At 60.9% G+C, this 19,355-nt stretch carries 20 protein-coding genes; 7 read left to right on the top strand and 13 right to left on the bottom strand.

The window, feature by feature from the left end; translation table 11 throughout:
• From glgA to HX783_RS00585, 10 genes are all read right to left on the bottom strand, one after another.
• Positions 1-1,557, bottom strand: coding sequence for a glycogen synthase GlgA (gene glgA, locus HX783_RS00630; protein ID WP_159956224.1), 1,557 nt, complete (start codon positions 1,555-1,557; stop codon positions 1-3).
• 452 nt (positions 1,558-2,009) lie between these two features.
• The gene (locus HX783_RS00625) at positions 2,010-2,963 is read right to left on the bottom strand and encodes a D-2-hydroxyacid dehydrogenase family protein (protein ID WP_177015559.1); all 954 of its coding nucleotides are present in this window, start codon (positions 2,961-2,963) and stop codon (positions 2,010-2,012) included.
• 26 nt (positions 2,964-2,989) lie between these two features.
• Positions 2,990-4,003 carry an alpha/beta fold hydrolase gene (locus tag HX783_RS00620; protein WP_159956228.1) on the bottom strand — a complete coding sequence of 338 codons (1,014 nt, stop codon included), beginning with the start codon at positions 4,001-4,003 and terminating at the stop codon, positions 2,990-2,992.
• Between the two features lie 92 nt (positions 4,004-4,095).
• Positions 4,096-5,109: an alpha/beta fold hydrolase gene (locus HX783_RS00615; RefSeq protein WP_177015558.1), complete on the bottom strand. Its 1,014-nt coding sequence runs from the start codon at positions 5,107-5,109 to the stop codon at positions 4,096-4,098.
• A 219-nt stretch (positions 5,110-5,328) separates the two neighbouring features.
• Complete coding sequence (locus HX783_RS00610; RefSeq protein WP_177015557.1) at positions 5,329-5,769, bottom strand: YqaA family protein; 441 nt, start codon at positions 5,767-5,769, stop codon at positions 5,329-5,331.
• Between the two features lie 3 nt (positions 5,770-5,772).
• Complete coding sequence (locus HX783_RS00605) at positions 5,773-6,219, bottom strand: DUF411 domain-containing protein (protein WP_177015556.1); 447 nt, start codon at positions 6,217-6,219, stop codon at positions 5,773-5,775.
• Between the two features lie 110 nt (positions 6,220-6,329).
• Entirely contained in the window at positions 6,330-6,788 is a 459-nt protein-coding gene (locus HX783_RS00600; RefSeq protein ID WP_177015555.1) for an SRPBCC family protein, read from the bottom strand.
• 90 nt (positions 6,789-6,878) lie between these two features.
• On the bottom strand, positions 6,879-8,873 hold the full coding sequence (locus tag HX783_RS00595; RefSeq protein WP_177015554.1) for a methyl-accepting chemotaxis protein: 1,995 nt from the start codon (positions 8,871-8,873) through the stop codon (positions 6,879-6,881).
• Positions 8,874-9,034: 161 nt separating this feature from the next.
• Entirely contained in the window at positions 9,035-10,609 is a 1,575-nt protein-coding gene (locus HX783_RS00590; protein ID WP_177015553.1) for a M91 family zinc metallopeptidase, read from the bottom strand.
• A gap of 224 nt (positions 10,610-10,833) precedes the next feature.
• Positions 10,834-11,829 (bottom strand): aldo/keto reductase, encoded by a 996-nt coding sequence (locus tag HX783_RS00585; RefSeq protein ID WP_177015552.1) that lies wholly within the window; start codon positions 11,827-11,829, stop codon positions 10,834-10,836.
• Positions 11,830-11,948: 119 nt separating this feature from the next.
• Here HX783_RS00585 and HX783_RS00580 point away from each other — a divergent pair, with 119 nt between their 5' ends.
• On the top strand, positions 11,949-12,866 hold the full coding sequence (locus tag HX783_RS00580; protein ID WP_177015551.1) for a LysR family transcriptional regulator: 918 nt from the start codon (positions 11,949-11,951) through the stop codon (positions 12,864-12,866).
• Here HX783_RS00580 and HX783_RS00575 read toward each other — a convergent pair.
• Positions 12,857-13,762, bottom strand: a complete 906-nt coding sequence (locus HX783_RS00575) for an AraC family transcriptional regulator (RefSeq protein WP_177015550.1) — start codon at positions 13,760-13,762, stop codon at positions 12,857-12,859. The genes HX783_RS00580 and HX783_RS00575 overlap by 10 nt on opposite strands.
• 102 nt (positions 13,763-13,864) lie before the next feature.
• Between HX783_RS00575 and HX783_RS00570 the strand changes: the two genes are divergently transcribed.
• The 5 genes from HX783_RS00570 to HX783_RS00550 are packed head-to-tail and all read left to right on the top strand — an operon-like array spanning position 13,865 to position 18,269.
• A complete protein-coding gene (locus tag HX783_RS00570; protein ID WP_177015549.1) occupies positions 13,865-14,425 on the top strand; it encodes a carboxymuconolactone decarboxylase family protein in 561 nt (186 codons plus the stop codon).
• 38 nt (positions 14,426-14,463) lie between these two features.
• Positions 14,464-15,525, top strand: a complete 1,062-nt coding sequence (locus HX783_RS00565; RefSeq protein WP_177015548.1) for an acyl-CoA dehydrogenase family protein — start codon at positions 14,464-14,466, stop codon at positions 15,523-15,525.
• Positions 15,522-16,325: an ABC transporter ATP-binding protein gene (locus HX783_RS00560; protein ID WP_159956253.1), complete on the top strand. Its 804-nt coding sequence runs from the start codon at positions 15,522-15,524 to the stop codon at positions 16,323-16,325. Before HX783_RS00565 ends, HX783_RS00560 begins: the two co-directional genes overlap by 4 nt.
• Positions 16,312-17,511 (top strand): ABC transporter substrate-binding protein, encoded by a 1,200-nt coding sequence (locus HX783_RS00555; RefSeq protein ID WP_177015547.1) that lies wholly within the window; start codon positions 16,312-16,314, stop codon positions 17,509-17,511. The genes HX783_RS00560 and HX783_RS00555 overlap by 14 nt, the downstream gene beginning before the upstream one ends.
• 11 nt (positions 17,512-17,522) lie before the next feature.
• A complete protein-coding gene (locus HX783_RS00550; protein WP_371317651.1) occupies positions 17,523-18,269 on the top strand; it encodes an ABC transporter permease in 747 nt (248 codons plus the stop codon).
• A 41-nt stretch (positions 18,270-18,310) separates the two neighbouring features.
• Here HX783_RS00550 and HX783_RS00545 read toward each other — a convergent pair whose 3' ends face one another.
• Positions 18,311-18,448, bottom strand: coding sequence for a hypothetical protein (locus HX783_RS00545; protein ID WP_174245625.1), 138 nt, complete (start codon positions 18,446-18,448; stop codon positions 18,311-18,313).
• Between the two features lie 173 nt (positions 18,449-18,621).
• Between HX783_RS00545 and HX783_RS00540 the strand changes: the two genes are divergently transcribed.
• Positions 18,622-18,816, top strand: a complete 195-nt coding sequence (locus tag HX783_RS00540) for a hypothetical protein (protein WP_053255884.1) — start codon at positions 18,622-18,624, stop codon at positions 18,814-18,816.
• Positions 18,817-18,823: 7 nt separating this feature from the next.
• Here HX783_RS00540 and HX783_RS00535 read toward each other — a convergent pair whose 3' ends face one another.
• Positions 18,824-19,204, bottom strand: a complete 381-nt coding sequence (locus HX783_RS00535) for a fe2+ zn2+ uptake regulation protein (RefSeq protein ID WP_159956259.1) — start codon at positions 19,202-19,204, stop codon at positions 18,824-18,826.
• Between the last annotated feature and the right edge of the window lie 151 nt (positions 19,205-19,355).

The raw sequence follows: 19,355 nt of genomic DNA, 5'->3' as shown, positions 1-19,355 counted from the left end.
TTATTTAGCGGATTTCCCCAGTGCTTTAGCGACCAGTTGTTCGTACAGTTCGGCGTAGGGTTCCACCGCCTGGCACCAGTTGAAGGGTTGGGTCATGGAGCGGCTGCGCATGGCGTTGAGCAAGCCTTTATTGGCAAACACGCGGAACGCGCGGCTCAATGCCTCTTTGTAGCTTTCGACCGTGGATTCATTGAACAGGAACCCGGTGACGCCATTTTCGATGGTGTCGGCCAGCCCGCCGGTATTACGCGCCACCGGCAACGAACCGAAGCGCTGGGCATACATCTGGCTCAGGCCGCAGGGTTCGTAACGCGAAGGCATCAGCAGGAAGTCACTGCCAGCGAACATGCGGCGCGCATCGGTTTCATTGAAGCCAATGCGCACGCCGACCTGGCCGGGGAAGCGCAGGGCGAGCTCACGCATGGCGTTTTCTTCTTCTGGCTCACCGCGGCCGATAATCGCAATCTGGCCGCCGTTTTCGACGATAAAGCTGCTGACCGCTTCGGTCAGGTCCAGGCCTTTTTGATAGACCAGGCGCGACACCACGGCGAACAGTGGGCCGGTTGAATCATGCAGGCCGAACAGCTCGCGGACATGGGCGGCGTTTACGGCTTTGCCTTCCCAATCGCCGATATTGAAGTTGTGGGTCAGGTGCGTGTCGGTGGAGGTTTCCCAGCTTTCGTCGATACCGTTGGGTATGCCACTGAGCAGGCCTTGCTGGGTCTTGCTGGCCAGGAAGCCATCCAGGCCGCAGCCGAATTCCGGCGTGGTGATTTCCTGGGCGTAGGTAGCGCTCACCGTGGTGATATGGCTGGAATACGCCATGCCGGCCTTGAGGAACGACATCTTGCCGTAGAACTCCATGCCCTCTTGTTGCAAGGCATGTGGCGGAATGCCCAGCTCCGGCGTGGAGGCCAGGCTGACCACGCCTTGATAGGCCAGGTTATGAATGGTGAACAGGGTGGGCGTGCGTGAACCACGCCAGTGCATGTACGCCGGGGCCAGGCCAGCGGGCCAGTCGTGGGCGTGCACCAGGTCCGGGCACCAGTGAATCTGCGCGAGGTTGGCAGCCATGTCGGCGGCGGCCAGGCCCAGGCGGGCGAAACGAATATGGTTGTCGGGCCAGTCGCGGCCGTTGTTGGCGCCGTAAGGCGTGCCTTCGCGCTCGTAGAGCTCGGGGCAGATCAGTACATAGATGACCAGGCCGTCCTTGAGGTCCATGCGCCCGATCTTGCACGGCGGCAGCGCCGCGTGGCCACCCAGTTCGCCGATGATGTGGATCGGGTTATCGCTCTCCATCACCTGCGGGTAGCCGGGGATCAGTACGCGCACATCATGCAAATGCGCCATGGCGCGGGGCAGGGCAGCGGACACGTCGCCCAGGCCACCGGTCTTTACCAGATCGGCGAATTCGGAGGTCACAAACAAGACTTTCTTTCGATTAGGGTTCTGACTCACGATCGGCCGCACAGTGTTGGGCAGGTCGACCAACGAAGTCGGTCCCCCTGCCGGCTGACTAAAACGCTCTCCCTGAGTATCTACTGCGGCACTGATCATAGTTCTCTCCCACATATCTGGTCGGCTAATGGCCCGCTGCCATTAGCTCCGATGACCGCATCCTGCGGCCAGGCGCACAAGCACTGTACAAACTGGCAAGGCGTATGCCAGTTGCACCCATTGCTAAAAAAGATTGGATGGACGGGCATTTGGTGTGAACCGCGTGCGCTCGCCTCCCTTAAAAACTGGACCTATGGCAGAGTTGGAAAGTTTAGATTTTTTGCGGGGTTTTTGTTTTGGAACGGACCCATCGGTCATGAGTCTAGGACAGATTCCAGAGCCTGTAGGGTTTACAAGGCATTTTTGTAGGACAAAAAACTTGTAACGATATGCAAGGTTGAAACTTGCAGTGATTTGCGGGGATTGGCGGGGTTATTGTGGGCTGCAGGTCTGTTGTGACAGGCCTGCAGCCCACCGCAAGCCTGCTTGCTACAAAATGGTGCGACGCAGGATCAGCCCAGCACGCGAACGGGCGCGCCGCTGGCCCAGGCCTGAACATCTTCAATCATTTGCTGATAAAACTGCCGGTAATTCTGCTCGCTCACATACCCTACATGCGGGGTGGCCAACACATTCGGCAACCGCCGGAACGGGTGATCAACCGGCAGTGGCTCTTCGCTATAAACGTCCAGCGCCGCCCCCGCCAGTCGCCCTTCGGACAGTGCCGAGACCAGCGCCTGTTCATCCACAATCGGCCCGCGTGCCGTGTTCACCAAGCGTGCCGTCGGCTTCATCCAGCCCAACGCCTCGGCATCCACCAGGCCGCGGCTGCGGTCGCTGAGCACCAGGTGCACGGTGAGGATATCGGCCTGTTCGAACAGCTCACGCTTGCTGACCCAGGTTACGCCCGCTTCGGCTGCGCGTTGCGGCGTTAAGTTTTCACTCCAGGCAATCACGCGCATGCCGAACACCTGGGCAAACTGCGCGACTTTCTGGCCAATGCTGCCCAGCCCGAGGATGCCCAGGGTCTTGCCATACAGATCGCCGCCCAGCCCGACCTGCCATCCGCCGTCCCGCAGGGAGTTGGCTTCGACCAGCAAATTGCGGGTGGAGGCCATGATCAACGCCCAGGTCAGCTCCGGCGCCGCCTGTTTATAGCTGTCGGTGCCGCACACCTGAATGCCCAGGGCCTTGGCGGCAGGAATGTCGATGGCCGCATTGCGCATGCCGCCGGTTACCAGCAGCTTGAGGTTGGGCAGGCCCTGCAGCAGGGCTTTGTCGAAGGTGGAGCGTTCGCGCATCACGCAAATCACCTCGAAGCCGCGCAAACGCTCGATCATCGTTGCGGTGTCCGCCGGGTAATCGTGCAGGAAGTGCACCTGGCCCACTGCGTTCAACACCGACCAATCCACTACGCCACTGGCCACATTCTGCCAATCATCAATGACTGCAATCTGTACCGACATTCACGAGTGCCTCGAAAAAGGTGGGATTAAAGGGCATTCAAACCCTGCAACAGCGTTTTATTGAACCGGGCCGGCTCTTCCATTTGCGGCGCATGCCCAAGGCCGGGGAACTCCACCAGGGTTGCGTGGGGAATCAACTTGGCCGCTTGCTTGCCCAGCACATCGTAATGGCCAAGTTTGGCCTTCACCGCTGGCGGCGCGATATCGCTGCCGATGGCGGTGGTGTCGGACGTGCCGATCAGCAGCAAGGTGGGCATCTGCAAATCCTTGAACTCGTAGTACACCGGCTGGGTGAAGATCATGTCGTAAATCAACGCCGAGTTCCATGCGACCTGGGTATGCCCTGGGCCTTTGTTCAAGCCCGCGAGCATGTCGACCCAACGGTCGTACTCGGGCTTCCAGCGCCCGACGTAATACGTGTTGAGTTCGTATTGGCGAATGCCTTCGGCGCTGAGTTTCAGCTCGCGCTCATACCATTGGTCGACGCTGCGATACGGCACGCCCAGCGCCTTCCAATCTTCCAGGCCAATCGGGTTGACCAGTGCCAGTTGCTCGGTCTGCGCCGGGTAAAGCAGGGCATAACGGGTGGCGAGCATGCCGCCGGTGGAATGGCCGACAATCGTGGCTTTTTGAATGCCGAGTTTATCCAGCAGTTGGTGGGTGTTGAGTGCCAGTTGCTGGAAGCTGTACTGGTAGTGGTCCGGCTTGCTGGAGGTGCAGAAGCCGATCTGGTCCGGCGCGATCACGCGGTAGCCGGCACTGCTCAGGGCTTTGATCGAGTCATCCCAGGTGGCGCCGCAGAAGTTCTTGCCGTGCATCAGCACCACGCTGCGCCCGTTGGCCTTGCCCTGGGCGGGCACGTCCATATAGCCCATTTGCAGGGTTTTGCCCTGGGACTGAAAGTTGAAATGTTCGACCGGGTAGGGGTATTGGAAGCCTTGCAGCTCGGGGCCGTAGGCGGGGCCTTCAGTGGCGGCGAAGGCGGGAAGGGCACAGCTGGCCAGCAGGCTGGCGGCGCACAGTGATCGGATCAGTGGCATGGGCAGTCTCCGCAAACAGTGCCCGGATGCTGTGGCGCGGGGATTAAGCGGGGATTAACGGGGCGCCGCGAAATCGCTGGCGCCCCGCTGGGTTACAGGGCTTTCAAACCTTTCAGCAACGCCGCGTGAAACTGGTCAGGGTCTTCGATCTGCGGCGAATGGCCACGGTCGGCGAATTCCACCAGCGTTGCGCGCGGAATCAACTTGGCGACCTGCTTGCCCAGTACATGATAGTTGCCGATTTTCGCCCCGACTTCCGCTGACGCCAGGTCGCGGTTGAGGGCTGTGGTGTCGGAGGTGCCGATGATCAGCAGGGTCGGCATCTTCAGGTCCTTGAACTCGTAGTACACCGGCTGGGTGAAGATCATGTCCCAGATCAATGCGGAGTTCCACACCACTTCCCGCTTGCCGGACCCGTTGTGCAGGCCCACCACCATGTCTACCCATCGGTCGTACGCAGGCTCCCAGCGTCCCAGGTAGTAGTTGGCCTGTTGATAGCGACGCACGCTTTCGTAGGTCAATTGACTGTCGGCTTGCGCCCATTGGTCGATCGTGCGGTAGGGCACGCCGATGGCTTTCCAGTCTTCCAGGCCGATGGGGTTGACCATCGCCAGCTGTTCGGTTTGGGCTGGGTACATCAAGGCGTAACGGGTGGCGAGCATGCCGCCGGTGGAATGCCCCAGGAGCGTGGCCTTTTTAATCCCGAGTTTTTCCAGCAGTTGGTGGGTGTTGAGTGCCAGTTGCTGGAAGCTGTACTGGTAGTGGTCCGGCTTGCTGGAGGTACAGAAGCCGATCTGGTCTGGCACTACCACGCGGTAACCGGCGTTGCTCAGCGCCTTGATCGAGCCCTCCCAGGTGGCAGCACAGAAGTTCTTGCCGTGCATCAGCACAATGCTGCGGCCATTCGGCGTGCCCGTGGGTTTCACGTCCATGTAACCCATTTGCAACGATTGGCCCTGGGACGAGAATTTGAACCGCTCGACTGGGTAGGGGTATTTGAAACCCTGCAGCTCGGGGCCGTAGGTGTCTTTCTGTTGGTTGGCACAGCCGGTGAGGGTGGCCGCAAGTAACAAGAGAGTGAGATAGAGCGCGCGCTTGGGTTGCATGAAGTGTCTCCGCAGTGAAACATCGGATGCTGTTGGCGAACGATTAATCGAGGATTAACCATTGGGGGGAGGCCGATAGGCACAGCTCAAAGACGTATCAAAACGGAAAGTTCCTACTCGAAAACGTCCATGTCGCCCGGCTTACCAGTAGGAAATTAAGCGGCGGGCGGGAGGCGCGTATAGCTGTCAAAACTGACAGTAGCGACCAACGGTACTGAGTTATGCGCCTGCGAACTGGCTCACCGTCACCATCGCCAACACGGCATATCGAGCCCCTTTGGCCAAGGTGACGATCAGCAGGAAGCGCCAGAACGGCTCGCGCATGACGCCCGCCACCAACGTCAGTGGGTCGCCGATAATCGGCACCCAACTGAGCCACAACGACCAATGCCCCCAGCGCTGGTAGTGCGTGCGGGCTTTTTCCAGGTGTCGGGGGCTGACCGGAAACCAGCGCCGGTCCTTGAAGCGCTCAACCGAGCGCCCCAGCCACCAATTGACCACCGAGCCCAGCACATTGCCCAAGGTGGCAATCGTCAGCAGCGCCCACAGGCTGTAATGCCCGCTGATCAGCAAGCCCACCAGCACCGCCTCCGATTGCATCGGCAACAGCGTGGCGGCCCCGAAGGCGGCGAAAAATAACCCCAGGTAACCGGCGAGCATTAATTAACGTGCCGGGTAGTCGGCCACCACCACGTCGTTACCTTCACGGGTCAGGCCGATGACCTGATAGGCATCGCTTTTTCCGTCCATTTCCATGCCTGGCGAACCCATCGGCATGCCCGGTGCCGCGATGCCGAGCAAGTCGTCGCGCTTGCGCAGAGCCATCACTTGTTCGGCGGGTACGTGGCCTTCGACGAACTTGCCGTCAATCACACCGGTGTGGCACGAGGCCAGGCGCGGTGCCACGCCCAGACGCTGCTTGACGGCGCTCATGTCGGCTTCCACATGGTCGTTAACCTTGAAGCCGTTGCTTTCCAAGTGGCTGATCCACTTTTTGCAGCAGCCGCAGTTGGCGTCGCGGTGCACGTCGATAGGGATCAGGTCGGCAGCCTGGGCCAGGCTGGAGGTGAGCAGGGCTGAGAGCAGGGCCAGTCGCACGGTGTTTTTCATAGGGGGGCTCGCGTGTAGGAGGTAGCCGATAGATGGCGGCGATCATGACGATGTCATCGCAGGCAAGCCAGCTCCCACAGGTGAGTCATAGTTTCGGTAATGTTTCTAAATTATACGAAGGCTGTGTTTTCCAGGCGGTGCTTGAGCTGGTCCAGCGCTATGGCCGACAGCTCGACCATGCGCTCATGCAAGGTGGCGAGTTGCAGTTCGGTTTCGTAGGTCAAGACGCGTTTGAACAACGTGCCGCCGCGATGGGCCTGCAAGAAGTAGTGGATGGAGCCGTCTACGGCCAGGGAGGTGAACACGGTTTTGAACTCAGTCGCGGGGCGGGCAACCTGCACGCGATAACTCATCGGCACGCGCACGCCCAGCAGGTCGATGACTTCGGTAAACCGGGTGCCGGCCGGGAGTGAGCCGGTGGTGCCGGTGTCGGCACTGAGGGAGGTGGGGTGCCACTCGTGCCAGCGGTCGGGCTGGGTCACGTAGTCGTAGACGACCTCGATAGGGGCGTTGATAAAGCGTTCCTGGCTGATCCGCTCCAAGCGGCTCGAATGCTCGACAGCGTGCATGACACACCTCCTGTGTGGCGAGACTTTGCACTAGGAGCTGTCAGAATAGTCCCACTCCCGCGTTTTGCACGGGAGTGTTTCACGCATTTATCAGCGCACCTTGAAGCGGCTCATCAACGCAATCACCCGGCCATTGGCATCCAACAGGCTTTGCGTATTGGTTTCAGTGGCATGCCCACTTTCCACCAGTTCTTCGACCATATGTCGGATCTGCACCATGCTGCGGTTGATTTCCTCGGTCACCGCGCTTTGCTGTTCGGCGGCCGTGGCGATCTGGGTGCTGAGGTTGTTGATATGGCTGACCGAACCGGCCATTTCGTCCAGGCCGGTGTTGACGCGTGCCGTGGCATCCGCTGCCGACTGGCAACTGGCCTGGGTGTTTTCCATGGCCGCCACCGACGAACTCACCCCCGTGGTCAGGCGCGCGAGCATCTCATTGATCTGCGAGGTACTGGCCTGGGTGCGTGCCGCCAGCGCCCGGACTTCATCGGCCACCACCGCAAAACCACGACCTTGCTCGCCGGCCCGTGCCGCTTCAATCGCGGCGTTGAGTGCCAGCAGGTTGGTCTGGCCGGCAATGGCGCCGATCACGCCGAGGGTTTCGGTGATGCGCGCAGCGTCCTGGCGCATGTTTTCCACGGTGTGGGTGGCGCTGGCCACTTCGCCGATCAACGCGCTGACGCTGTTGGAGGCTTCACCGACGACCACGCGGGAGCGGTCGGCGTGTTCGTTGGCGCGCTGGGTGAACGAGGCGGTTTCAGCCGCGTTTTGCGCAACGGTGTCGGCGGTCGAGCTCATTTCGGTGATGGCGGTGACCGTCTGGTCCGTCTCCGAGGCATGCCGCACCAGAATCCGGTTGGTCTGCGCCGAGGTCTGCTGCAACTGCTCAAGCCCCGACGACATGGCGCCGGTGGCCTGGGTCACTTCACCGATCATGTTTTGCAGGTAGATGATAAAGCGGTTGACCGAATGGCCGATGGCGCCCATTTCGTCTTCGGCACGGATGGTGATACGCCGTGTCAGGTCGGCATCGCCGGCCGACAATGCGTCGATGTTGGTTCTCAGCGACTTCATGCGCTGCACCAACTGGCGAATCGCGTAGAACGCCAACAGCACCAGCAGCAACACCATGGGGATTTGCAGCATGGCCAGGGTGCCGAGTACGTCATCGCGCTGGGCGGTGATCAGCGAGGTGGGCAGGGCGGTGGCGAGGAACCACGGCGTGCCCTCGATCGGGCGCATGTAGAAGGTGCTGGCCACGCCCTGGTTGTCGAACTCACTGCGTTGCAGCGTCTGGTCGCGATGGGCGAGGGCTTTGCTGACCTGCGCGGCGAAGGCCGAGGTGCCGGCCAGTTCGCTGATGTTCTTCAACACCACCGGGCCGCTGATGCGCGTGCTGTTGCTGATGATCTTGCCGTCGCCTTCCACGATCAGCATCTGCCCGCCGATGTCTTTTTCCTTGCTGGCGACCAGGTCATTGAAAAACCCCAGGGTCACGTCGATGGTGGCGACGCCGTAGGCCGCACCGTCACGCTGGATGGCCATGGCGCAGTTGGTGCGCGGCTCCTGGCTGGCGTCGTCCTTGTAGGCGGCTGCCCAGGCGCACTGGCCGCGTGGCGAGGCGAGACCGCCTTTGTACCAGCTCTGGTCGTAATAATTGGGCGCGGCGTCACTGTTCCAGAAGGTGTTGACCGCCAGCTTGCCCGAGGCATCGCGGTGCCAGAAGGTGCTGTGCTTGTTGCGCCCTGGCGTGCGCTGGTTGGGCAGCGGCCAGATCCCGCCGCCGAAGACTTTCAGTTCGCCATACTGGTCCACCAGGCCGGGCAGCACCTTGTCGATGGCATCGCTGTCGAGCAGCGGGATGGTCTGGGTGATGCTGCGTTGCTGGGCTTGAACCTTGTTGAGTTCGCCCTTGATCTGTTCGGCCACTTCGGCGATGCGGTTGAGCACCACCTGTTCTTCGGTGTGTTTGAGTGTGGGGGCGACCAACTGGCCAATGCCCACGACGGTCAACACAAATAGCACCAGGACGAACAGCACCAGAAACACGGTGTAGCGGGTTTGAATGGAGCGCAATGGGGGCATGGGGGTCGTCCTTACGAAGCGTTTATTATCGACGCGGCTTTGTTAGAGCTTCATCGAGCTATCGGCTTGGCAAGGCGGAGCTTTAGGTACGATGGTGCAAAAATGAAAGGCGGCGGCGTCCAGCGTTGAAGAACCTGCCTGGCCTTTCAATATTCAGGTCGTTATTCACCGATACCCTGCTCACTGAACTCCATATTTTTGCTTTTCCTTAGCGGTTTGCCCATTTCTTGATTGAGCGCGTTCTCCGTGAACGGTTTCGGATTGATCGTAGTCGGGGGCGTCGAGGGGTTGTTGTCCAAGTCAAACGGTTCAGCATTGCTGGGTAACCCGATGGCTTGATACTCCTCATTGGGGACCGCTTCCACGTCGCCGGATGGCAGCCGTTCTTCGGTGGTACCCGCCAGGAATGTGCCGGTGGCGCCATTGTAACCATGCGCTATTTCGTGAAAGAAGGTGGTGACGGGGACGATCGTATTGGTGCGGTCAGCCGTTTCGAGTACAGAGTGGCGGTCAAAGAACAGCTTCGCCCGGTCAGCACGCGCACCGGGAACACCATCAATGAGGGTGCCATGGGCCGGGTTGTCTTCCAGACCTTCTTCCTCTTCCACGTCCACTTCATCGCCCTCGTCCGCAGGTGGCAAGTCACCCAGTGCGGAGCTGCCGAATTGGTAGCCCTGAGCGCCGGCGGACTTCGGCAGGATGGCTATATTGCCGCCATTCAATAAGGCCAGTTCATCCAGGGTAGCGAGGGCCTGCTGGCCAATAGGCGAGCTACGCAGGAATTCCAAGTCATCGCTGACCCGTTGGCGAAAGTCCCGGTCACCCAGCACCGTGAAAGCCTGCTCCCCGGCGCTACTGGGTTTTACCTCGGTGACCGTCGAGCCCAGTTTGCGGTTGAACTTATCATTGGCGCCGGCGTAAATAAGGTCGCCGGGCTTATTGTTCAGGATACGGTTAATGCCTTTACCGGTGTAGAAGGTCGTGCGATCGCCACCCACCAATCGGTCGTTATCGTTGCCGCCATGCAAAACGCTGTGCCCGCTACCGCCTTTAAGCAGGTCTTTGCCGTTGCCGCCGTCCAGGTAACTCTGCTTGGTCGCGGGGCCAGAACCGGCATCGAGTTCGTCCCTGCCATTATTGCCGTACATCACCGCGTTGCCGGTTCCCCCCGTGATCTTGTCGTTGCCGTCATTGCCTTCGGCGTAACCCAGGCCGCTGCCCAGCTTCAGGGTGTCCGCGCCGCGCCCGCCATAGAGCCTGGTCCTGCCTGCGCCTGCCTGGATGAAGTCCTTGCCATCGCCGCCTTCCACGTCCAACGCCAGTTTGATTTCATCGTCGACGATGACCTTGTCGTCACCGCCGTTGGTTTTGATCCAAAGGGTTTGTTCGTAGTCTGGATGATCGGCGGTGTCGAAATAGTAGGGCTTGCCATTGACCGAGATTTGCATCCTCCCGTCCGGCAAACTGCGCACATGAACATAGTCTGCGTTGTCACCGGTCTCCACCAGAAGCCGGTTTTGCGCAACCCTGGGTGAGAGTGGGTCCGTTGCATCCCAATCAATGAGTCGGCTGATCTTAATGTCGCCGTCGACATGCAGCGTGTGTTTTCTGCGGTTAACCCTGCCTGGGCTCAGATCGGACGGCGGATCATAGGGGGACGGCGTGGGGGTATCGCGCGCTGCAGTTTGGCCGGGGTAGTTGGCGGTGACGATTGAATGGCCGAGTGCTGGCAGCATGTTGGCGTCCTTTACGTGACTGGCTGGGGTAACCCCTAAGTTGAGGTTTGCCCTCAAAGCGTTCCCGTGCGCCCGCGTTGGATTCAATGCGCTATATGTCGAAGCACGTATGTCAGCGATCACCTTGTCAGTTGTGGGTCAGTTTCCCGTTTTCTGTCGGCGTCGGGCATTTCGTGCTGGCGTGGCACCGGCGACCGATCCAGCCGCCGGCAAATACACCTGGGTTACCTGTTGATCAGGCCCATTGCGGCTTCAGGGTAGCGTGAACCGGCCGTGGCGCCCGCCGGGAAGATCGACGCCAGTGCCGTCAATTCGGCAGGGCTCAATGTGACGTCTACGGCCGCCACGTTCTGTTCCAGGTACTTGCGCTGCTTGGTCCCCGGAATCGGGATCAGGTAATCGCCTTGTGCGAGCACCCAGGCCAGTGCCAGTTGCCCGGCGGTAATGCCTTTCTCAGCCGCCAGCGCTTGCACCTGATCCACCAGCAGCAGGTTTTTTGCAAAGTTCTCACCCTGGAAGCGTGGGCTGGAGCGGCGGTAGTCGTCGGCGGCAAAGTCATCCGGGCTCTTCAGCGCGCCGGTGAGGAAACCACGCCCCAATGGGCTGTAAGGCACAAAGGCGATGCCAAGACGCTGGCAGGCAGCCAGGCAGCCGTTGTCTTCCTGGTCGCGACTCCACAGCGAATATTCGCTTTGCAGGGCACTGATCGGATGAACCTTGTGCGCGCGCTCCAGGCTGGCGGCGGATGCCTCGCTCAGGCCCAGGTAACGCACCTTGCCTTGCTTGACCAGCTCGGCCATCGCACCGACGCTTTCTTCGATGGCCACTTCGGGGTCGACCCGGTGCTGGTAGTAGAGATCCAGGGTTTCTACGCCCAGGCGTTTCAAGGTGCCGTCTATGGCCTGGCGAATGTATTCAGGGCGGCCATTTACGCCGCGTGCAGCCGGGTTCGATGGGTCGCGTACAAAACCGAATTTGCTCGCCAGGAACACCTGGTCACGCTTGCCGGCGATGGCCTTGCCGATGAGTGTTTCATTGGTGTGCGGGCCGTACATGTCAGCAGTGTCGAGCAGGGTCACGCCCAGTTCCAGCGCGCGGTGCAGGGTCGCGATGGCTTCCTGTGTATCGGTGCCGGTGGTGTAGAAGTCGGTCATGCCCATGCAGCCGAGGCCGATGGCGGAGACCTGAGGGCCGTTCTTGCCGAGTTGACGTGTGTGCATCGGAGCAGCTCCTGTGGTGGGAAAGGCCCTATTGTTCTCCTCGACAAACCGGGGATAAAGCGGCTAAAACCGCTATCACTATTATGATTTTCTAAACAATCCAACAAGGTAGCCCGGCTTTGGATCGATTTAACGCCATGCGCGTGTTCACTCGAATCGTGGAATTGGGCGGTTTCGCCAAGGCGGCCGACAGCCTGCAATTGCCCCGGGCATCGGTGACCATCCTGATCAAGCAGCTGGAAGCGCATCTGGGCGTGCAGCTGTTGCAGCGTACAACGCGCCAGGTCAGCCCGACCCTGGACGGCGCCGCGTATTACCAGCGTTGTGTGCAGTTATTGATGGACCTGGAAGAAACTGAGGCGGTGTTTTCGGTGAGTCGCCAGAACCCACGCGGCACCCTGAGCATCGACATGCCCTCAGGCATTGGCCGGTTGATCGTGATTCCCGCGTTGCCGGATTTTACCGCACGCTACCCGCTGATCGAACTGGAGATCGGCCTCAACGACCGCCCCGTGGACTTGATCCGCGAGGGCGTCGACTGTGTCCTGCGCGGTGGCCTGGCACTGGACGAATCGCTGGTGGCGCGGCCCCTGGCCGTGATGGATCAACTGACGTTGGCCAGCCCCGCGTACCTTGAGCGCATGGGCGTGCCGGCGAGCCTGGACGATCTGGCCGGGCACCAGATGGTCGAGTACCTCTCCAGCGCCAGCGGCAAACGGTTTGGTTTGGAGTTCCAGATTGGCACCGAACTAAGCCCGGTCATCTTGCCGAAGGTTGTCTCGGTGAACAGCTCCGATGCGTATTTCGCCGCATGCGAGGCCGGTTATGGGCTGATCCAGGCGCCGCACTATCACGCTATGCAACAACTGGCCAAGGGCACGCTGGTGCACGTGCTGCCACAGCTGGCGGTGCCTACGATGGCGCTGACCGCGCTGTACCCGCCGCACCGCCAGTTGTCGCAGCGGGTACGGGTGTTTGTGGATTGGTTGGTTGAGCTGTGTGCCCGACCCGGCACCGGGCTGCAGCGTCAGGCCTGAGCCTTGCGGTAGGCGCCGGGCTGCTGCCCGGTGACCTTGTGGAACGCCCGGGTAAACGCCGCCACCGATTGGTAACCCACCGCCAGTGCTACCTCCGCCACCGTCTGGTCTTCCTTGAACAACTGGCACGCGTGGCGCATGCGCATCAGCAGCAACACTTGCCCCGGCGATTGGCCGCACAGTTCGTTAAACCGTTTGAAAAACGCCGAGCGCGACAGCCCGGTGCAGGCCGCCATGCTTTCCAGCGTCCAGGCATCGGCCGGGCGGGCGATCAGTTGTTCCAACAGGTTGGCGAACGCCGGCTGCCGGCCCAGTGCGGCCAGGCCGCCAAGTTCGGTGTTGTCGAGGACTTGCTGGCGCAGCACATACAGAAACAGCAAGTGGCAAAGGCGTTCGAGCAGCGCGGAAGAGGGCGCCGGGGTGCGTTCGCATTCCTGCAGGATCAGTTCGAACAGGTTGCGTGCGGCGGTCAGTGAAGGGTCGCCGGCGCGCAGGATGATCCAGGAGGGCAGGGTGTCGACGATCAGCGCCGACAAGCCGGAATGGAAGTGGAAGAAACCGCAGACCAGGCCCACGCCATCGTTGGCGGTGCTGTCCAGCGGCAGCATCGGGCGGCGCGGGCATTCCTGCGCGGCCGCCGCCGTCGCTTCGCCAGACAGCTGATAAACCAAGTCGCGCAGTAGAAACACCGCGTCACCATTGTTCAGGTGTTGCGGGCTCGGTTCACCGTCGATATGCAGCCAGCACTGGCCTTGCACGACCAGGTGGAAACTCGCGCTGGCCAGCCCGTGGGTACTCGCATGCCAATCGCCGCAGTAGCGGCCCACATGGAACAAGCTGGTGTTGAGTTCAAGACTGTCTAATAACCAATCGACAAGTGCACTGGACGAATTCATCTAACGGAAAGACTCTAGAGCAAGTAATCGCTACTTTAGCCTATTGAGTCGATTTTTTATAACCAACAGACTGGGTACACGAACCCACCAGGAGACCACTCCATGTCCCGTGTACCGTTGTTGACCCCGGAAACCGCGCCGGAAGCCGCCAAACCCTTGCTGGAAAACGCCCTGAAAGCCTCGGGTTTCATTCCGAACCTGCTCGCCGTACTGGCTAACGCACCGGCCGCCCTGGAAACCTACATCACCGTCTCCGGCCTCAACGCCAAGGCCGAACTGAGCCTGGCCGACCGCGAGGTGGTGCAACTGGTGGCGGCCACCACCCACGGTTGTGATTTCTGCGTCGCCGGCCACACCGCCGTGGCGCGCAACAAAGCCAAGCTGCCGGAGGAGGTGATCGATGCACTGCGCCAACGCGGTGAATTGCCCAATGCCCGCTATGAGACACTCGCCGCCTTCACCCGTGAAGTGATCGCCACGCGAGGTGATGTCAGTGACGCAGGTTTCGAGGCGTTTCGTGCTGCCGGTTACTCCGAAGGCCAGGCCCTGGAAGTTATTTTGGGCGTGAGCCTGGCAACCTTGTGCAACTTCGCTAACGTGTTTGCCCGTACCCCGCTGAACCCGGAGCTGGCGCAATACCGTTGGGAAAAACCGGCAAGCTGATAAGGCGATGGTCTACCTGCTGTAATAAGGAGAAACGAATGCTTGACCCAATCTTGAGCCGTTGGCTCGATGTTCAAGCGCAGGCCCTGGATGTGGGCAGTTGCGATCCACAGGAAGTGCTGCCACGGCTGGCGGAAGCCAATGTATTGCGTATCGGCGTGCCAAAAAACCTCGGTGGCTCGGGCGGCGATGTGACCGCGGCGGTGGACGCCATCGCCAATGTTGCCAGCCATTCCCTGGCGGCGGCGTTTGTGTGCTGGGGCCAGCGCTCCTTTATCGAATATTTGTTGCAGAGCCCGAATGAGCGGCTGCGTGAGCAACTGCTGCCGGACTTGCTCAGTGGCAAGTTGGCCGGGGCCACGGGGCTGTCGAATGCGATGAAGTTTTTGTCGGGCATCGAGACGCTGCAGATCAGCGCCGAGCCGACGGACGACGGCTGGACCCTCAACGGGCGCCTGCATTGGGTAACCAACCTGCGCAAGAACGGCTTTGTAGCCGCGGCGGCTATCGAACATGCGGGGGGTGGCGCGCCGTTTATCCTGGCGATTCCGGATTCGGTGGCGGGCTTGCAACGCTCGCGCGACCTGGAACTGTTGGGGTTGCAGTCGAGCAACACCGCAGCCCTGGGCCTGGAAGGCGTTGAGCTGAGCCGTGAGTGGTTGTTGCATGAGGATGCGCGCAAATTTCTACCGGCCGTACGCCCGGCGTTTCTGGGCTTGCAGTGCGGCATGTCGATTGGCCTGGCGCGGCGCTCGCTGGCGGAAGTGGCCAACCACTTGGGATCAAGCCGCACCGTGTTGCGCGATGAGTTGGAAGCGCTGCGCGTGACCCTCGACCACTTGGTCAATGACCTGAAAAAAGGCCTGCTGGCCGGGCGTTTTGCTGCCGAGCCGGTGCCCTTGTTCAAGCTGCGTATCGCCCTCGCCGAAACCGCCGCCAGTGCTGTGCAGCTTGAGCTGCAAGCCAGCGGCGGCAAGGCTTACCTCACCGCTCACGGCAGCGGTTTTGCCCGGCGTTGGCGCGAGTCGGCCTTCGTGCCGATTGTCACGCCGAGCCTGGTGCAATTGCGCACCGAGTTGCAACGCCAGGCCGCGCTGTGAGCCAGGCGGTATTAAGTGCCCAGGGGATTTGCCTGGGGTATGCCAGTGGCCCGGTGCTGCAAGGGTTCGACTTGCACTTGCAGCCGGGCGAAGTGGTGTCGATCCTTGGCCCCAGCGGCGTCGGCAAGTCCAGCCTGTTGCGCGTGCTCGCCGGTTTGCAGGCGCCTCAGGGCGGTGGCGTGCAGGTGCTCGGCGAGCCGCTGGACGGCCCGCATCCGCGCGTGGCGGTGGCCTTTCAAGACCCTGGCCTGTTGCCGTGGCTGAACCTGGAAAAGAACGTCGCTTTCGGCCTGGATTTCGCTCGCCAACCGCACTTGAGCCCTGAAGAACGCCGCCTGCGCGTTGATCGCGCCATCGCGGCGGTCGGGCTGGAACATGCGCGCCAGCAGTTCCCGGCGCAATTGTCCGGCGGGATGGCGCAGCGCACGGCGTTGGCCCGCTGCCTGGCGCGGCAACCGCAAGTGTTGCTGCTGGATGAGCCGTTCGGCGCGCTGGATGAAGTCACCCGTGCCGACATGCAGCACCTGCTGCTCAAGGTCAACCGCGAGCAAGGCTCGGCGGCGGTATTGATTACTCATGATATTGATGAGGCGCTGTTGCTGTCCGACCGTATCCTGCTGCTGGGCAACCGCCCGGCGCGCACGTTGGGCGAATGGCACATCGACCTGCCGCAACCGCGCGAAGAGCAAGTCGAGGCCATCGGCGCGCTGCGTATCGACATCTTGAAAACCTTACGGCAGGCGAGCCGCCCTCAACCCAACCCTCTTGAACTGCTGGAGCCTGGCCATGTGCTTGGATGACCTGACCCACTCGCGCCGTGACTTTCTCAAACTTTCGGCAGTGCTCAGCGCCGCCGGTGCCTTACCGCTGCTGAGCAGCTTGCAGGCCCGCGCCGCCAATGAGCCGGACGCGCCGGTGCGCATCGGCTACCTGCCGATCACCGACGCCACGCCGCTATTGGTTGCGCACAACAACGGCCTGTTCGAAGCCGAAGGTATCAAGGCCGAGCGCCCGGTGCTGTTGCGCAGTTGGGCGCAGGTGATCGAGGCGTTTATTTCCGGGCAGGTCAACGTGATTCACCTGTTGTCGCCGATGACGGTGTGGGCGCGCTACGCCAGCAAGGTGCCGGCCAAAGTGGTGGCCTGGAACCACGTCGGCGGTTCGGGCCTGACGGTGTCGCCCGGCATTACCGAGGTGAAACAGCTGGGCGGCAAGTCGGTGGCGATTCCGTTCTGGTACTCGATCCATAACGTGGTGGTGCAGCAACTGTTCCGTGATAACGGCCTGACGCCGGTGGCCCGTGCAGCGGGTACGGCGATTGCCGCCAATGAAGTCAACCTGATCGTGTTGCCGCCCTCCGACATGCCTCCGGCCCTGGCCAGCAAGCGCATCGACGGCTACATCGTTGCCGAGCCGTTCAACGCCCTGGCGGAAAACCTCAAGGTCGGTCGCGTGCAACGCTTTACCGGCGACGTGTGGCGCAACCATGCGTGCTGCGTGGTGTTTATGCACGAGCACGACCTGACCAATCGCCCGGAATGGTCACAGAAGGTGGTGAATGCCATCGTCAAGGCGCAGGTGTGGACACGCGACAATCGCGAAGAGGCAGTGAAGCTGCTGTCCAAGGACGGCCCGAACCGCTACACGCCACATGCTGAACCGGTGTTGAGCAAAGTATTGGCCCCGGCAGCCGGCGACCGCGCCGCTTACCTGGCCGATGGCGCAATTCAGCACGCCAACTGGGACGAGCACCGCATCGACTTCCAGCCTTACCCATTCCCCAGCTACACCGAGGAATTGGTGCGGCGCCTGAAGGACACCTTGATCGAAGGCGACAAGAAATTCCTTGCCGACCTCGACCCGGCTTTCGTCGCCAAAGACTTGGTGGATGACCGCTTTGTGCGCAGTGCCATTGAGTCGGTGGGTGGCATGCAGACCTTCGGCTTGCCGGATGGCTATGAACGACACGAGGAGATTGGCGTTTGAACAACGGCAGAATCCCGGGCTGGTTGCTGGGGCTGAGTGGCTTGGCAGGCTTGCTGTTTTTATGGTGGCTGGGTGTGATGGTGTTTGGTGACGCCGACGGTTTGTCGGCGCGCTTCTCACTGGCGGCGACCTTCAGCAGCCTGTGGGAACTGCTCGGGCGCGGCGAGCTGTATGTGCATATCGCGGTGAGCCTGAAACGCATCTTCGTCGGGTTATTCCTGGCGTTGCTGGTGGGCGTGCCGCTGGGCTTGCTGGTGGGCAGTTCGCGCAACCTGGAGGCGGCAACCACGCCGGCTTTCCAGTTTCTGCGGATGATTTCACCGCTGTCGTGGATGCCCATCGTGGTGATGTTGATGGGCGTCGGCGACCAGCCTATCTACTTCCTGCTGGCCTTTGCTGCGGTGTGGCCGATCATGCTCAACACCGCTGCGGGCGTGCGTCAGCTGGACCCGCGTTGGTTGCAATTGAGCAAGAGCTTGAGTGCAACACGCTGGGAAACCCTGCGTCGGGTGATTATTCCAGGCGTTGTGGGGCATGTGCTGACCGGCGTGCGCCTGGCCATCGGCATTTTGTGGATTGTGCTGGTGCCGTGCGAAATGCTCGGGGTCAGTGCGGGGCTGGGGTATTACATCCTCGACACGCGTGACCGTCTGGCGTATTCAGAGTTGATGGCGATGGTGCTGTTGATCGGGCTGCTGGGCTTTGCTCTTGACGCATTTGCACGGTGGTTGCACCAGCGCTGGGTGCACGCGGGCTGAGCGTCTCGCTTTCCAGCCCGGAAAGCGAGACGCAGGCACGATCAGCGGTGCTCGTAGCCTCGGCCGTCGTCATAGCGATGGTCGTGCCAGCCGCCACCGCCGCCGTGTGGGAAAAAGAAGCAGCCGCTCATGCTCAGCATGATCAGCAATGGAATCAGCAGTGTGATTCGACGAAGCATTTCAACATCCTCTAGGGTACTGACAGGGTCAATCAGGCGTGGGACGAGCCAAAGCTTTTCATCGCCTGTAACATATGACCCTGTCGACCCGCATCCATCCCCGTAACCGGGTATGTGCTTGGCATGCTCGACGATACAAAGTGGATACATTTATCAGGTTCAGGAAACCCGTCATGACCCAAAAGCAACGTTTGAAATATTCGATTCTGATTTCCCTTGTGGTGCTGGGGACGATGTTTGGCCTGTCCTACTTGCAGAACACCGGGGTTATCAGCGAGAAGACGTTCCAGTACATCGCCATTGCCGTGGCGGTGACCGTGGTGGTGATCAACGGCATCATGCGCCGCAAGGTCAAGCCTAACTTCTGAGGGTGACTCAGGCGCGGCTGTCGAGCACTTTGGCAGCCTCTTCATGGAGGCTGTAGCTTTTATCCGCATTGAGGGTGATCACGCCCTCGCTGCACAGGCGCTTGAGCACCTCACGCACGCTGAGAAACGACAACGGAATGCCCAGCTCCAGCAAATGGCTGTGCACGCCGCGTACGCCCAAGGTGCGCTGGTTGTCCGCAGCGGTGAGCAGGGCGTCGATGACCTTCAGCCGAATCAGGCTGGTGCGCAAACCGAAACACTTGAGCAAATGGCGAATACGCTGGTTGCCTTGCTGTTCGGGCGCTTTGCCGAACGCTTGTGCGCCGCCGCCGAAATTGGCCTCGGCGGCAGGTGTGTGTCCGTCCGTGGGCAGTTGCGAGTTGTACATGCAAAAAACTCCTTATCAGAGCCTGATCAGGAAAATGATGGCGCTCTTATCTAATAAGACGAACGAGCGAGCAAAATCATGAAGTGCCGGATGTAGAAATTTTGTCGGTATCCGATTTGTCACAGCGCCGATGACACAAATAGATACCGCT

Source organism: Pseudomonas sp. D2002, assembly GCF_013385735.1.
Classification (GTDB): Bacteria; Pseudomonadota; Gammaproteobacteria; order Pseudomonadales; family Pseudomonadaceae; genus Aquipseudomonas.
Note: the sequence above shows the minus strand (reverse complement) of the source record. Positions and strands in the feature narration are given on the sequence as shown.